This is a genomic window from Micromonospora sp. NPDC093277 (assembly GCF_044765245.1).
In the GTDB taxonomy this organism is placed as follows: Bacteria; Actinomycetota; Actinomycetes; order Mycobacteriales; family Micromonosporaceae; genus Micromonospora.
In genome coordinates this window covers 387954-402841 of record NZ_JBIWJO010000004.1, presented here as the reverse complement: position 1 = coordinate 402841, position 14888 = coordinate 387954, and the positions used below count along the sequence as shown (strand labels likewise).

Sequence of the window (14888 nt, the reverse complement as noted above, 5' to 3'; positions counted from 1 at the left end):
GCATGGATCAGATGGGCAAGGATGGGACACATGCCGCTGTCCTCCCGCTCCGGCCGGTCCGCCCTCGGGCGCGCCGTCGGCACCGGCATCCGCGCCACCCGCCTGCTGCTGCGCGGCTCCGTGCACAGCGGCCGGTGGATGACCCGACGGGCCGGTTCGGCCCGGGCCCGCAGCGCCGGCAACGAGGTGGGCATGGTCCGCCTCTTCGACCTGCACGCCCTCTCCTGCGCCGGGGACACCCTGATCGCCATCGGCCTGGCCGGCACGATCTTCTTCGACGTGCCGCTGGGCGAGGCCCGCAACAAGGTCGCGCTATACCTGCTGGTGACCATGGTGCCGTTCGCCATGCTCGCCCCGGTGGTCGGGCCGCTGCTGGACCACTTCCGGCACGGCCGCCGGTACGCGCTGGCGACCACCATGCTCGGCCGGGCCTTCCTCGCCTGGCTGATCTCCGACTACATCGGCAGCTTCGGGCTCTACCCGGCGGCGTTCGGCGTGCTCGCCCTCTCCCGGGCGTACGGGGTGGCCCGCTCGGCGGCGGTGCCGAGGCTGCTGCCCGAGGGCCTGGGGCTGTCCCAGGTGGGTGCCCGGGCGAGCGTCTACGGCACGGTGGCCGGTGGCCTGGTCGCCCCGCTCGGGCTGGCCGCGTTCTGGTTCGGGCCGCAGTGGTCGGTCCGGGTGGCCTCGCTGATCTTCCTGGTCGGCATGGTGATCGCGCTGCGCCTGCCGCCGAAGGCGGATTCCGAGCCCCCGGAGCGGGTGCCGCAGCCCTTCCGGGCGCTGCGCCGGCGGAACGGGGAACGACCGCTGGGCCGGGGCCGACCCGCCGGCCGCCTGGTGATCGCCACCCTGATCGGCGCGGCGGCGCTACGTGGCGTGTACGGCTTCCTGCTGCTCTTCCTGGCCTTCGCGATCAAGGCCGGCGACCTGACCACCGACTTCTTCGGCCGGACACTGGGCGCACAGGGCGCACTCGGCCTGGTCGGTGGCGCGCTGGCGGTGGGCAGCTTCCTGGCCACCGCGGTCGGCACCCGGCTGCGGATCCACCGGCCGACCGCGATCCAGTCCAGCGGCATGGTCATCGTGGCCGGGGTGGCGGCGCTGGCCGCGCTGAAGTTCTCGCTGCCCATGGTGGCGTTGTTCTGCCTGGTGGCAGCCCTGTTCAGCGGGATCGCCAAGCTCGCGGTCGACGCGTCGATCCAGGAACGGATCCCGGAGCGGCTGCGGGCGAGTTCGTTCGCCCACTCGGAGACCGCGCTCATGCTCGCGTTCGTGGCCGGCGGCGGGCTCGGGCTCGTCCCGTTCACCGGCCGGGTCGGAATCGCCGTCGCCGCCTGCGGCGCGGCGCTGGTGGCCGCACGCGGTGTGCTGGTGGCCAGCCGGCTACGCAAGGAACGCCTGATCGGCCGGCCGCTCGGCGACGACGAGCTGGCCGACGAACAGACGGAGGAGTCGGCCGACCCGACCCCCACCTCGCCGGCCCCGACGTCGGGCGGTACGCCCACCGGTACGCCCACCACCGAGCAGGACGACGCACTCGTGCCGCCCGGCTTCCACATCTACCGGCCCTCCTCCTCCACGGTCGGCGGGCCGGGCGGGGTGGACGAGGAGAACCGGCGGGGGCCACGGGGGCCGCTCGGGTGACCGGACTGCTGGTGGTGACCGCCGTACCCGCCGAGGCGGAGGCGGTCCGGGCGGGCCTGACCGACCCCACGGTCACCGTCGCCCCGGTCGGGGTGGGCCCCGCCGTGGCCGGAGCCGCCACCGCCCGGCTGCTGGCGCTCGCCGAGGCGGCCGGTCGGCCGTACCGGGCGGTGGTCAGCGCGGGCATCGCCGGCGGCTTCGTCGACCGGGTGGCGGTCGGCGACACGGTGCTGGCGACCCGCAGCGTGGCGGCCGACCTGGGGGCCGAGTCGCCGGAGGGCTTTCTCCCGCTGGAGGAGCTGGGCATGCCGGCCGATCTGCTGGGCATCGGCAGCGGCGTACCCGCCGACCCAGGGCTGCTCGACGCCCTGCGTGCCGCCCTGCCGGTGGCCACGGTCGGCACGGTACTGACGGTCAACACGGTGACCGGCACCGCCGCGAGCACCGCGGCGCTCGCGGCACGGCACCCGGACGCGGTGGCGGAGGCCATGGAGGGGTACGGCGTCGCCGTCGCCGCCGCGCAGGCCGGCCTGCCCTTCGCCGAGCTGCGTACGATCTCCAACCCGATCGGGCCTCGGGACCGGGAATCCTGGCGGATGCGGGAGGCGTTCGCCGCCCTCACCGCGGCGGCGGTCGCGCTGCACTGACTTCCCGATCCATGCGGACGGCAGCGTTGCGCCGTCCGGGAGAACCAGCCGCACCGCGGCGGGTCGGCTCGCCTCCAGCTTGAACCCGCAGGCGAGCAGGAAGCTGATGCCGGGCTCATCGGCTAGGGCCATGCTCCACACGGCCTCCCGCCCCGGATTCAACAGCCGAACACCGGCCTGTGGATAACCCTGTGGACATCCGCTCTCTGGCTGGCAGAGGTGTGGATAGCGAGGCCCTTTGGAGCTGAATCGCCGGTGATATCGCTGGCCGCGCCAAGCGGCGCGTCAAACCGCCCGCCCGCTGGTCCACCTCCCCCGCCACCCCGGGGCCGATCAAGGCCTGCCGAGGCGACGCGGCTCGGGTGATCCACTCCGTGTCGCGTAAACGGCGGCTTCCGCCGCAGCGGTGGCCACCACATACCGCACACGAAGTCGATCAAGGGGTAGCGATTCGTCTGTGACATCAGGTCCAAAGGCGGCGACAAGTCTTCAGCCCGTCGGCGGGACCGGGGTGGCGGTCGGGCTTCGGCCCGGGGTTACGGTGGGGGCGTGGCGCTCTCCCTGGCGATCTCCCCCTGCCCCAACGACACCTTCGTCTTCGACGCCCTGGTGCACGGCCGGGTGCCGGGCGCGCCACCGGTCGAGGTGACCTACGCCGACGTGGACGTGACCAACACTGCCGCCGAGCGTGGGGCGTTCGACCTGGTGAAGGTGAGCTACGCGGCGCTGCCCTGGCTGCTCGACGACTACCACCTGCTGCCCTGCGGCGGTGCGCTGGGCCGGGGCTGCGGGCCGCTGGTGCTCACCCGGGGCGACCGGGCCGATCTGTCCGGCGCGACCGTGGCGGTGCCCGGCGAGCGGACCACGGCGTACCTGCTGTTCCGGCTCTGGGCGGCGGATCGCCCGCCGGCGCGGATCGAGGTGGTGCCGTTCCACGAGATCATGCCGGGCGTCGCCGCCGGCCGGTACGACGCCGGGCTGGTGATCCACGAGGCCCGGTTCACCTACCCCCGGCACGGGCTGACCGCGCTGGTCGACCTCGGCGAGTGGTGGGAGCGTGACACCGGCCTACCGATCCCGCTCGGCGCGATCCTGGCCCGCAAGGGCGCGGTCGACCCGGTCGAGGCCGCCGCCTGGATCCGCGAGTCGGTACGCCAGGCGTGGGCCGACCCGGAGGCCAGCCGGGAGTACGTCCTCGCGCACGCGCAGGAGATGGAGCCCGACGTGGTGGACCGGCACATCGCCCTCTACGTCAACGACTTCACCGCCGACCTGGGAGAGGCCGGCCTCGCCGCCGTCGAGGCGCTGCTGGGCCGGGCCGCCGACGCCGGGCTCGTCCCTCAGACCTCCAGCTCGCGCGCCACCGCGTGGACCAGCTGAGCAATCTTCTGCGCGGTCTTCCGGTCGGGGAAGCGACCCCGGCGCAGGTCCGGCTGGACCTTCGCCTCCAGCACCTTGATCATGTCCTCGACCAGGCCGTGCAGCTCCTCGGCCGGCCGGCGGCGCAGCTCCGCCACGGACGGCGGCGCCTCCAGCAGCTTCACGCCCATCGCCTGCGCGCCGCGCCGGCTGTCGACCACGCTGAAATCGACCCGCTGGCCGCCCTTCAGGTCGGTGACGCCCGCCGGCAGCGCGCCCTTGGGCAGAAACACGTCGCCACCCTCATCACTGGTGACGAACCCGTATCCCTTGGCCGCGTCATACCACTTCACTCGACCCGTCGGCACCTGACAACCCCTGCTTCGCTCGAGACAACTACCCCCTCAAGGCTAGCCGGATGATCCGATCCAGCGCCGCCGGGAATCCACTGAGATCATCCAGAACCGTGTGCGCTCCGGCGTCCCGCAGTTCGTCCTGCGTACAGGGCCCGGTCGCCACTCCCACACCTGGGATTCCCGCCGTTTTCGCGGCCACCATGTCCGCCACGTGATCCCCGACGTAGAGGGCCGCGCCGTGCTCCCGCAACGCGGTCGCCTTCTGCTCGGCGAAAAGATCCCCGGCCAACTCGTCGACGGACAACCCGAGGTGGTCCAGGTGCAGCTTCGCCAGCCGGCCGATCTTCGAGGTCACCACCATCACCCGGCCGCCACGCGCGTGCACCGCCTCGATCGCGGCCTCCGCACCGGGCATCGGCAGGCTCGGGGTGATCGCATACGCCGGGTACAGGTCGCGGTAGACGGCCGCCGCCTCCTCCACCCGCTCGGGCGGGAACCAGCGGGCGATCTCCACCCGCAGCGGCGGGCCGAGCCGCGACACCGCCGCATCCGCGTCCACGAACACACCGGTACGCGCGGTCAGCGCCCGGTACGCGGCGGCGATGCCGGGGCGCGAGTCGACCAGGGTCATGTCGAGGTCGAAACCGACCATCAGTGCGGGCATGCCGAGAACCTACCCGCCCAACCGGACCGAGCCGGACGTCCGAGGGGCGCGACGGCCCCTCGCCGGGCTAGCGTGGTACGACGATGACCACCTCACTCGCCGACCATCTACGGGCCCTCCCCGACGAGTCCCTCGCCGCCCTCCTCCAACTGCGGCCGGACCTCGTCGTGCCGGTGCCGGCCGACGTCTCCGCCCTCGCCATCCGGGCCCAGTCGCGGGTCTCCGTGGCCCGGGCCCTCGACGGGCTGGACCAGTTCACCCTCCAGATCCTGGACGCCGCCCGCCTCACCCGTGACCCCGAGGGCGGCGGCACCGCGACCGACGCGATCCTGGCGCTGGCCACCACCGGCCCGCACCCGCCCGCCCCGACCGCCGTCCGGCGCGCGGTCGACAGGCTCCGCGCGCTCTTCCTGCTGTACGGGCCGGAGCACGACCTGCACGTGGTGGACGGAGTCGACGAGGTCTCCGCGTACCCGGCGGGGCTGGGCCGGCCGGCGGCGGACCTGGACCCGCGGACGGCGGCGCTCTGCGCGGACCCGGCGAAGCTGCGGCGGACACTGCTGGCCGCGCCGCCCTCGGCCCGGGCGATCCTGGACCGGCTCGCCGCCGGGCCACCGGTCGGCACGGTGCCCCCGGGCGCGCTCGACGCCCCCGCCACCGGCGCCGAGGACGAGCTTCCCCCGGACCCGACCAACGGCGGCGCACCGACCGGCTCACCGATCCGCTGGCTGGTGGAGCACCGGCTGCTCGTCCCGGTCTCGGGCGTCCGGGGCAGCGCCGTCGAACTACCCCGCGAGGTGGGTCTGCTGCTGCGCCGGGACAGCGGTCCGCTCGGCCCGCTGCGTACCGACCCGCCCGTGGTGACGAGCCCGCCCCGGGAACCGAAGGCCGTGGACTCCGCCGGGGCCGGGCAGACCATGGAGGTGGTACGCCACACCGAGGCGCTGCTGGAGAGCCTGGCCGGCGAGCCGGCACCGGTGCTGCGCTCCGGCGGCGTCGGCGTACGCGACCTGCGCCGGCTGGCCCGCCTGCTCGGGCTGGACGACTCGACCACCGCGCTGCTGTTCGAGGTGGCGTACGCGGCCGGGCTGCTCGGCGAACTGGACCTGACCGGCAGCGCCACCACCCGCTACGGCGGCGACCAGCAGATCCTGCCCACCGGCGGGTACGAGGCGTGGCGGGCCAGCTCCCTGGCTCAGCGCTGGGAGCAGCTGGCCCGGGCCTGGCTGGGCATGACCCGCCAGGTGGGCCTGGTCGGCCAGCGCGACGACCGGGACCGACCCATCTCGGTGCTCTCCGCCGAGGCGGAACGGGCCGGTGCCCCGGCCGCCCGACGTGCGGTGCTCGCCGTCCTGGCCGACCTGGCACCGGCGACCGCCCCGACCCCGGACGAGGTGCTGGAGCTGCTGGACTGGCGGGCGCCCCGCCGGGCCCGGGGCCGGGAGGTCGCGCACCGCGAGGTGCTGGCCGAGGCGGCCCAGCTCGGGGTGACCGGGCTCGGCGCGCTCACCTCGTACGGGCGGCTGCTGCTGGCCGACGTGACCGAGGCCGACGAGCGGGCGGAGGACCCGCTCGGGCTGCTCTCCGACACCGAGTCGGACGAACCGTCCACCGCCGTACGCGCGCTGGACGCGCTGCTGCCCGCCCCGGTCGACCATTTCCTGCTGCAGGCCGACCTGACCGTGGTGGTTCCCGGCCCGCCCGATCCGGGGCTCGCCGCCGAACTGGACGTGGTGGCCGAGCACGAGTCGGCGGGCGGGGCGAGCGTGCACCGGGTCACCACGGCCAGCGTCCGGCGCGCCCTGGACGCCGGCTACTCGGCCGACGACCTGCACGCGCTGTTCCGCCGCCGCTCGCGTACCCCGGTGCCGCAGGGGTTGACGTACCTGGTGGACGACGTGGCCCGCAAGCACGGCGGGCTGCGGGTCGGCTCCGCCGGCGGGTACGTGCGCAGCGACGACGAGGCGCTGCTCACCGAGGTGCTGGCCGACAGGCGGCTGGAACAGTTGGCGTTCCGCCGGCTGGCCCCGACGGTGCTGGTCACCCCGTACCAGGTGGGGCGGATGCTGACCGCCCTGCGCGACGCCGGGTACGCGCCGGTGCCGGAGGACGCCAGCGGCTCGGCCGTGCTGTCCCGGCCGAAGACCCGGCGGGCACCGGCCCGGGTGCCGGCCGCCGGCCGTGGCCTGGACCCGCTGGCCTCGCCGAGGCTGCCCATGCCCCGGCTGCTCGGAGTGGTGGAGCAGATCCGCCGGGGCGACGCGGCGGCACGGGTGGCCCGTCGGGCCCCAGCGGTGGTCCGGGGCGGCGCGACGCGCACCGGTCCGGCACCTGCGCACACGCACAACGATGCGCTCGCCGTGCTCCAGCAGGCGGTCCGCGACAAGGCGCTGGTCTGGGTGGGCTACGTCGACGCGCACGGGGCGACCGCGTCGAGGCTGGTCCGCCCGGTGTCGATCGGGGCGGGCTACCTGCGCGCCGAGGACGAGCGGACCGAAATGATGCACACCTTCGCGCTGCACCGGATCACCGCGGCGGTGCTGGAGGACTGAACGACCCGGGCTGGCCCGTTCAGCCGCCGTTGTGCCGGATCATGCCGACCACCGAGACGGCGAGCAGCAGCCCGAACGCCGCACCGGCCGACTCGCCGACCGAGTCGACGAAGCCCTGCCGCTGCACCAGCAGCCCGAACAGGAACCAGCCGAGGATGCCGACGGCGGCGATCGCGTATCCGATCAGGGTTGCCGTGGAGACCTCGCCGCCCGGCGCCCGGTCATCCTCGGGAAGTACGTCGTGGTCGACCGTCATCGTCAGCCCCTCCCGCCCCGCTGGACCCGGTTCCCAGCGTGGCACCGAAAAGGACTCTCGGACAGGGGATAAAACCCGGATCCGCGCCGGCCGGTCAGGGTACGGGCGGCTCAGGTGCCGGGACGGTGCCCGAAGACGACCACCCGGGTGCCGACCGAGCCCAGCTCCCAGAGCCGGACCGCGTCCCGGTGCAGCAGGTTGACGCAGCCGTGCGAACCGATCGACTTGTTGTGCAGGTACGTGGTGGTCTCGTGGAAGCCGATCCCGCCGTTGAACTGCTGCCAGTACGGCAGCCACACCTCGTACGGGTTGGACCACTCCTTCCGGTTCCGCCAGCCGACCCGGTAGGTGCCGGTCGGGGTGGCGTACCCGGCCATGCCGGTGCGGGTGACCGTCGGGCCCATCACCACCTTGCCGTCCCGCATCGCCCAGACGGTCTGCCGGGTCAGGTCGACGCAGAAGGTCAGCCCGGAACCGGCCTTGCAGCGGCTCACGTCGGTGCCGGCCAGCCGCCGCGCCACGTCGTAGGTGGTGGCACCGGCACGGCCGGAGGCGGGGCTGATCCCGTACCGGACCTGGAACTTCTTGATCGCGGCGCAGTCGGCGGCGGACTGCTTCCCGTCCACGGTCACCGTGCCGAACCCGCCCAGTTCGGCGAGGTATCCCTCCACGGCCCGCTGCTGCTCGCCCTGCGGGCAGCCGGTGAACCCGCTGGCGCTCGGCTTCGGTGCCGCCGTCGTCCGGCTGGGCTTCGGCGTGGCCGGCCCGGTGGACTCCGGTGCGGCCGCCCGGCTCGGCTCCGCCGACGGGGATCCGGTCGGCTGGCCCGGTGTGGGTGCGGGCGCGCTCGCCCCCGATGGCTCCGTCACGCCGACGGGCACCTGGGCAGCCACCCCGGTGCCGTCGCCCTGCGCATCGAGCGCACACGCACCCACGCCGACCAGCACGACCATGGCCAGGGCAACGGCCCGAACCGTGAGTCGGACACGCTTCATGGACCCTCCCCTGGACAGGTGTTCCCTTCCTAGACGTGTGAGGCCGATATCGCGTTGCCTGTCCGGTGTGACTTTTTCCCGACACCTCCGCGCGTGCAACACTGGATGGTCCGCCTCGGGCAGGTCAGCCGGCATGCGGGCGACGAAGTTCCGGCAAGGGAGAGGGCGCTGGCGTGAGCGGTGGACCACTGATCGTGCAGTCCGACAAGACCCTGCTGTTGGAGATCGACCATCCCGACGCGCAGGCCTGCCGGATGGCCATCGCGCCCTTCGCCGAGCTGGAGCGCTCCCCGGAGCACGTGCACACCTACCGGCTCACCCCGCTGGGGCTGTGGAACGCCCGGGCCGCCGGCCACGACGCCGAGGGCGTGGTGGACTCGCTGATCAAGTACTCCCGCTACCCGGTGCCGCACGCGCTGCTGGTCGACGTCGCCGAGACCATGGACCGGTACGGCCGGCTCCAGCTCGTCAACGACCCGGCGAACGGCCTGGTGCTGCGCGCGCTGGACCGGGTGGTGCTGGTCGAGGTCGCCAAGAGCAAGAAGCTCGCCGGGATGCTCGGCGCGAAGCTCGACGACGACACGATCGCGGTGCATCCGTCCGAGCGGGGCCGGCTCAAGCAGGCGCTGCTCAAGCTCGGCTGGCCGGCCGAGGACCTCGCCGGTTACGTGGACGGCGAGGCGCACCCGATCGAACTGGCCGAGGCCGGCAAGGACGGCGTGAAGCCGTGGACCCTGCGGTCCTATCAGCGGGAGGCAGTGGAGGCGTTCTGGGCCGGCGGGTCGGGCGTGGTGGTGTTGCCGTGCGGGGCCGGAAAGACGCTGGTCGGGGCGGCGGCGATGGCCGAGGTGAAGGCGACCACGCTGATCCTGGTGACCAACACGGTCGCTGGCCGGCAGTGGAAGCGGGAGCTGGTGGCCCGCACGTCGTTGACCGAGGACGAGATCGGCGAGTACTCGGGCGAGCGCAAGGAGATCCGGCCGGTCACCATCGCCACGTACCAGGTGCTCACCTCGCGGCGCGGCGGCGCGTTCACCCACCTGGACCTGTTCAGTGCCCGCGACTGGGGCCTGGTCATCTACGACGAGGTGCACCTGCTGCCCGCGCCGATCTTCCGCTTCACCGCGGACCTCCAGGCCCGCCGCCGGCTGGGGCTGACGGCGACGCTGGTCCGCGAGGACGGCCGCGAGGGGGACGTGTTCAGCCTGATCGGCCCGAAGCGGTACGACGCGCCGTGGAAGGACATCGAGTCGCAGGGCTGGATCGCCCCGGCCGAGTGCACCGAGGTACGCGTCACCCTCACCGACGCCGAGCGGATGGCGTACGCGACGGCGGAGGCCGAGGAGCGCTACCGGATGGCGGCCACGGCCCGCACCAAGCTGCCGGTGGTTCGCGCACTCGTGCAGCGGCACCCCAACGAGCAGGTCCTCGTGATCGGCGGGTACATCGACCAGCTCCACCAGCTCGGCGAGTATCTGGACGCGCCGATCGTGCAGGGCTCGACCACGAATCGCGAACGCGAGCGGCTGTTCGACGCGTTCCGGTCCGGCTCGCTGCGGACATTGGTGATCTCGAAGGTCGGCAACTTCTCCATCGACCTGCCCGAGGCGGCGGTGGCGATCCAGGTGTCCGGCACGTTCGGCTCCCGCCAGGAGGAGGCGCAACGCCTCGGCCGGGTGCTACGCCCGAAGGCCGACGGCCGGCAGGCGCACTTCTACACGGTGGTCTCCCGGGACACCATCGACACCGAGTACGCCGCCCACCGCCAGCGCTTCCTCGCCGAGCAGGGGTACGCGTACACGATCATCGACGCCGACGACGTCCTAGGCCCGACGCTGCCCTCGTTCGACTGACCCGCTTTGGCGTTGATCGACCCCTTGTCTGGGTCGATCAACGCCCTTTCGGGGTTGATCGGCTTCCTTTCGGCGTTGATCGACTCCACGTGCGGCACATCGCGGTCTCCACGTCCCGCTGACAGCGCCATGTCCCGTACATGGAGCAGCAGTTGCCCCAGATCAGCAACGAACGCCGCGAGGGGCTGGGATCCGGCCATTTCCGTCAACCGGGCGTCGGCGCGGCGGTGCGGGCCGACGCTGAATGACCGCCGCCTCGTCGGGTAGGCGGCCTGCGACACGGCCAGCAGGGTCCCGCGCCGCTGCCATCCTTCGGCGCGGATTCGTCGGGCCGATCTGACGCACCGAGAAAGAGGCATGCGATGAAGGACAGGATCTTCAAAGGGCTGACGCGGAAGGTGAACTCGATCATGGTGCGCCGTCGGCGCCGGGACTCCATGATCACCAAGCGCGGCCGCTCCAGAAGGCCCGGCCGGCTCTTTCAGTGACAGCGCCACCCGTCGGACGCCGCTACGCTGGGCTCGTCAGCGGCGGGCGGACGCCACGACGAAGACGCCGCGACCGGCTGGCACGGCTCACCCCGCGCCCGCCGCGCAATGGCTTGATCGCCGGTGGAGCGACCGGGCGCGGGCGTTCGGGCAGGTAATCAAGCTGCCGGACGCCGCAGGCCAAGTCCCAGTAGATCTCGCCCTCCGCGAAGGGCATCCAGTCATGCCCCGATCACGCAGTCAAGCTCGGACGGCAGTCCACGGCCTCAGACACCTGGCGTGGTTTCGTAGGCCATGATGGTGACCCAGTCGGCGTCCATAGCGACCATGACGCTGTTTCACGACCGGCGGCGCAGGTAGCGGGCTCGACGGCCGGCGTCGCGGAGGCCGAGCCGACGGTACAGCGCGGCGGCGACCGGGTTGTTGTCGTTCACGCAGAGCCACGCCTCCCGGGCGCCCTCCCCGGCCAGCGCCCGCAGCGTGCTGGCCACCAGGTACGCCCCGACCCGCCGGCCCCGCCAGCCCGGGACGACGCCCACCGTGTCGATGCAGTTGTCGATGACATTGAGGAAGCCGACGGCCCCGCCATCGGGGCCGCGCGCGATCAGCGACAGGTCCGGCCGGTATTCGTCGTCCGCCCGCAGCTCACCCAGCCAATCCTCGGCGCTGGGCGCGGCGAAGCCAGGCCGCTCGGCGAATGACGCGCAGTAGGTCTCGAACAGCTCAGTCCCGAGCGTCACCGGCTCGGTACGCACCCCGTCGGGGTGGGCGACCGCCGGAACGGCGTCGAGGTCGTGCCGCAGCACCCACTCGGTGAAGGTCCACTCGAAGCCGCGTGCCCTGAAGAGGGCGTCCGCGCCGGGGCTCCACGACTCGGTGGTCAACAGCAGGTCGACGTCGCCGGCCTGCTCCTGCGCCCAGTTCAGCAGTTGGCCGCCAAAGCCCCGTCCCCGCCAGGCCGGATGCACCAGCCCGGTGCTGGTGGCCGGCTGCTGGCCGGCGCCGACGCCGATGGCCGCGACCAGGCGGCCGTCGTGCCAGGCGCCGAGGGTACGGGTCTGGAACAGCCGGGCCCGCAACAGCGGAGTACGGGCGAACAGCGGCAGCCCACCGTCAACAGCCAGACACGCCTGAGCCAGCTCAGTCAGCTCCGCAAGGTGTTCCCCACCGAACTCCTTCCACCTCAGCGCGCCGGCACCCAGCTCCATCCGCTCCACCAGGGCTCCCTGTCCCCCGCCACACCACCGCCTCACGCCAGATGATCATGAGGTCAGCGGCGAAGTTGATCGCCGAGCCGCCCGCCAACCTCATGATCATCGGGGCGTCGGCGGCGGGTCGGCGCGAGGGCAGTAGGCACCCTCGCCGGGTCTGGTGTCAACGGATTTCACGCCGCAGGCCGGCCGGCAAGCGGCAATCGGGCAGTAGAGCCGTCCGGACGGGTGGGCGCGGTCCCGGCGCCGTCGGCCGTTGTCGCGATTGTCGTGCCGGGGTGGGCATCATCGCCCGGGTGCCGCTGTCGTACTCGTCTGAGAGCATCGGGCCATGGCGACGTCGAAGCAGCCGGTGACCGTTCCGACCGACGCCAGCGTCGATGCTTTTCTGGCGGCGGTCCCGGACCAACGTCGTCGTGCCGACGCGGAGCGTCTGTGCGCGATGCTGCGCGAGGTCACCGGCGAGCCCCCGGTGATGTGGGGCCCGAGCATCGTGGGCTTCGGCAGCTACCGCTACACCTATCAGAGCGGGCGCACGGGCGACTGGCCGCTGGCCGGCTTCTCGCCGCGAAAGCAGCAGCTCGTCGTCTACCTGGTGGGTGGGTTCGAGGAGCGGCACGCGTCGGTGCTCGCCCGGCTCGGTCCGCACAAGGCGGGCAAGGGATGCCTCTACCTGAAACGACTCGACGACGTCGACGAGGGCGCGCTACGCGAACTCGTCGACCGCACGGTCCGGGTGCACAAGGGCGTCGACCGGGCCAGCGAACGCCGAGGATAGGCGGGTAACCGGCCAGCGAACGCCGCGGCTAGGCGGCTGACCGGGCCGGACTCGCCCCGGCCGCGCCGGACGCGTCACAGCACCCGGGTGGCCTGCTCGGCGGCGACGTGGGTGGCCAACTGTTCCCGGTCGACGTTCGCGCAGATCACCACGGACGCGCTCGCGGCGAGCGGGGCGAGCAGCCACTTTAACGGTTGCTCGTGCTCGGCCGCGTCGACCAGGAGCCGGTCGCCGGCCCGCAGGTCGAGCTGTCCGGCGATCTCCGTCGCCAACTGCCGCCACTCGCCGTAGCTGGTGCCGTCGGGGCTGGCCGGGTCCCACGGGCGGACGGCGGCGTAGTCGGGCGGGATGTCGGTGTGCCGGAGCACCTCGGTGGACCAGTCGAGCCAGCCGGCGGGCACGTCGGCCAGCGGCGCCGGCCCGGTGCCGACGAGGTAGCGGTGCACCCCGTCCGGCACGTCCTCCAGCCAGTCGTCGAGGCGTTCCGGGGTCACGAAGACCGCATCGTACGGCTGGTCGCCGCCCGGTTCCAGGACCGGCAGCCCGGCGGTGGCCCGTGGCCGGAGCGACACCGCCATCCCGATCGACCAGGCGCCGATCAGCACCGCGGCGGTACGCCAGTGCGGTGGCAGCAGCACCGCGACCCGGCTGCCGGGGGCCAGCCCGCAGCCGTCCCGCAGCAGGCTCGCGCTGCGCGCCGCCCAGCCGCCCAGCTGCTGCGCGGTCAGCTCGACCCGCTCCCCGGTGGCGCCGTCGAGGTACGTCAGCAGCGGCGGCCCGCCGTCGTTGGGAGCGACCGCCGCGACGGTGGTGGGCTGTCCGCTCATCGGGCTCTCCTCACTCCGGATCGCCTCACCCTACCGACCCGCTGCCGGAGCCTCCGCTCGTCGGATCGGGTGGCTGGTCGGGGTGCGGCCAGGCATCGTTCTCTGCCGTAGGCGTCAAGAAACATGTCGGCCGGAGGTAAGCGGGCCGACGGGCTCAGGCGTGGACGAGACGTGGGACATGAGCAAGCACAGTTCGCAGAGTTCTATCGGGTCCACCGAGCTGCCTGTGTGCGGGCGGTGGTGGCCGGCACGGGCGATCGCGAGGGCGCCGAGGACCTGGTGGCAGAGGCGTTCACCAGGGCCTGGATGTCCTGGCGGAAGGTCAGCCGGCATCCGGCACCCCAGGCGTGGGTGGTGCGTACCGCCCTGAACGTGCGGGTGTCGGCCTGGCGGCGCCGCCGCCGCGAGGTCGCCCTGGCCGACGGGCACGACGTGGCGGTCGGCCCGGACGTCGGGGGCGTGGACGCGGCGCTGATGGCGGCGCTGCGGCGGCTGCCCGCCCGCCAGCGCGAGGTGATCGCGTTGCGGGCGTTCCTGGACCTGGACACCGAGACCACCGCCCGGGTGCTCGGCATCGCTCCGGGAACTGTCACCGCTCACCTGTCCCGGGCCGTCGCGGCGCTGCGCGGCCAGTTCGTACCCGCCGAGACTCAGGAGATCAGGCAGTGAGAGACCAAGACGTACTGCGTGCCGTGGCAGACGGCCTGTCGGGCCTGGACATGGACAGGCCGGCCGAGGACATCATCGCGGCGGGCACCTCGCGGCGCCGACGGCGGCTGGCCGCGGTGACCGCGGCCGGGGTGATGCTCGCCGGGCTGGCCTTGGCCGTACCGGCGCTCACCGGCTCGGAACCCGCCGCGCCGCCGTCCGCGGAGCAGCCGACCAGCATGGCTCCGGCACAACTGGTCGCCTTCTCCGTGGTCAGCAATCCCAACGGGACGGTGACTCTCAAGCTGTCGAAGAAGCAGTTCTTCGACCCGGACGCGGCCCGGAAGGCGCTGTCCGAAGCCGGCGTGCCGGCGGAGATCAGGATCGGCAAATCGGGCTGCTACTCGATACCCGCCCCGCCCGGACTCGATCAGGTCTTCCCCTCCGTGAGCGAGGCGGAGGGGAACACCGTCCTGGTGATCGACCCGTCGGCCATTCCGCACGGCGCCGTGGTGACCATCAATTATCGCGCCCCGTCGACCAACGGTCCGGTGGGGATCGGCCTGGCCTGGAAGGACAGGATGAGCTGCAAGTGATCATCCTGGGCGGG

General features: G+C 73.0%; 15 protein-coding genes. 9 read left to right on the top strand and 6 right to left on the bottom strand.

The window, feature by feature from the left end:
- The first annotated feature begins 30 nt into the window (after positions 1 to 30).
- From ACIRG9_RS12145 to ACIRG9_RS12135, 3 genes are all read left to right on the top strand, one after another.
- Complete coding sequence (locus ACIRG9_RS12145; RefSeq protein WP_402854028.1) at positions 31 to 1644, top strand: MFS transporter; 1614 nt, start codon at positions 31 to 33, stop codon at positions 1642 to 1644.
- Entirely contained in the window at positions 1641 to 2291 is a 651-nt protein-coding gene (locus ACIRG9_RS12140) for a futalosine hydrolase (protein WP_402854025.1), read from the top strand. Before ACIRG9_RS12145 ends, ACIRG9_RS12140 begins: the two co-directional genes overlap by 4 nt.
- 549 nt (positions 2292 to 2840) lie before the next feature.
- Positions 2841 to 3671: a 1,4-dihydroxy-6-naphthoate synthase gene (locus ACIRG9_RS12135; RefSeq protein ID WP_402854023.1), complete on the top strand. Its 831-nt coding sequence runs from the start codon at positions 2841 to 2843 to the stop codon at positions 3669 to 3671.
- Here the strand turns inward: ACIRG9_RS12135 and ACIRG9_RS12130 are convergent.
- Positions 3632 to 4018, bottom strand: coding sequence for a cold-shock protein (locus ACIRG9_RS12130; protein WP_088997128.1), 387 nt, complete (start codon positions 4016 to 4018; stop codon positions 3632 to 3634). The two genes, ACIRG9_RS12135 and ACIRG9_RS12130, sit on opposite strands and share 40 nt — an antisense overlap.
- A 28-nt stretch (positions 4019 to 4046) precedes the next feature.
- On the bottom strand, positions 4047 to 4670 hold the full coding sequence (locus tag ACIRG9_RS12125; protein WP_402854020.1) for an HAD family hydrolase: 624 nt from the start codon (positions 4668 to 4670) through the stop codon (positions 4047 to 4049).
- A gap of 83 nt (positions 4671 to 4753) precedes the next feature.
- Here ACIRG9_RS12125 and ACIRG9_RS12120 point away from each other — a divergent pair, with 83 nt between their 5' ends.
- Positions 4754 to 7222 (top strand): helicase-associated domain-containing protein, encoded by a 2469-nt coding sequence (locus tag ACIRG9_RS12120; RefSeq protein ID WP_402854018.1) that lies wholly within the window; start codon positions 4754 to 4756, stop codon positions 7220 to 7222.
- A gap of 19 nt (positions 7223 to 7241) precedes the next feature.
- Here the strand turns inward: ACIRG9_RS12120 and ACIRG9_RS12115 are convergent, their stop codons facing one another.
- Positions 7242 to 7478, bottom strand: coding sequence for a hypothetical protein (locus ACIRG9_RS12115; protein ID WP_402854016.1), 237 nt, complete (start codon positions 7476 to 7478; stop codon positions 7242 to 7244).
- 110 nt (positions 7479 to 7588) lie between these two features.
- A complete protein-coding gene (locus ACIRG9_RS12110) occupies positions 7589 to 8473 on the bottom strand; it encodes a L,D-transpeptidase family protein (protein WP_402854014.1) in 885 nt (294 codons plus the stop codon).
- A 173-nt stretch (positions 8474 to 8646) separates the two neighbouring features.
- Between ACIRG9_RS12110 and ACIRG9_RS12105 the strand changes: the two genes are divergently transcribed.
- Both ACIRG9_RS12105 and ACIRG9_RS12100 read left to right on the top strand, forming a co-directional pair.
- Positions 8647 to 10326: a DNA repair helicase XPB gene (locus tag ACIRG9_RS12105; RefSeq protein ID WP_402854011.1), complete on the top strand. Its 1680-nt coding sequence runs from the start codon at positions 8647 to 8649 to the stop codon at positions 10324 to 10326.
- Between the two features lie 362 nt (positions 10327 to 10688).
- Positions 10689 to 10814, top strand: a complete 126-nt coding sequence (locus ACIRG9_RS12100; RefSeq protein ID WP_402854008.1) for a hypothetical protein — start codon at positions 10689 to 10691, stop codon at positions 10812 to 10814.
- Between the two features lie 338 nt (positions 10815 to 11152).
- Here the strand turns inward: ACIRG9_RS12100 and ACIRG9_RS12095 are convergent, their stop codons facing one another.
- Positions 11153 to 12022, bottom strand: a complete 870-nt coding sequence (locus ACIRG9_RS12095; RefSeq protein WP_402854292.1) for a GNAT family N-acetyltransferase — start codon at positions 12020 to 12022, stop codon at positions 11153 to 11155.
- 334 nt (positions 12023 to 12356) lie between these two features.
- On the opposite strand from ACIRG9_RS12095, the gene ACIRG9_RS12090 reads away from it, so the two are divergent.
- Positions 12357 to 12803, top strand: a complete 447-nt coding sequence (locus ACIRG9_RS12090; protein ID WP_402854006.1) for a DUF1801 domain-containing protein — start codon at positions 12357 to 12359, stop codon at positions 12801 to 12803.
- Between the two features lie 74 nt (positions 12804 to 12877).
- On the opposite strand, the gene ACIRG9_RS12085 is transcribed toward ACIRG9_RS12090, so the two are convergent.
- Positions 12878 to 13630, bottom strand: a complete 753-nt coding sequence (locus tag ACIRG9_RS12085) for a TIGR03089 family protein (protein WP_402854003.1) — start codon at positions 13628 to 13630, stop codon at positions 12878 to 12880.
- A gap of 228 nt (positions 13631 to 13858) precedes the next feature.
- Here ACIRG9_RS12085 and ACIRG9_RS12080 point away from each other — a divergent pair, with 228 nt between their 5' ends.
- Together ACIRG9_RS12080 and ACIRG9_RS12075 are read left to right on the top strand one after the other, a co-directional pair.
- A complete protein-coding gene (locus ACIRG9_RS12080; RefSeq protein WP_402854001.1) occupies positions 13859 to 14299 on the top strand; it encodes a sigma factor-like helix-turn-helix DNA-binding protein in 441 nt (146 codons plus the stop codon).
- Entirely contained in the window at positions 14296 to 14874 is a 579-nt protein-coding gene (locus tag ACIRG9_RS12075; protein ID WP_402853998.1) for a hypothetical protein, read from the top strand. Before ACIRG9_RS12080 ends, ACIRG9_RS12075 begins: the two co-directional genes overlap by 4 nt.
- Positions 14875 to 14888 lie beyond the last annotated feature (14 nt).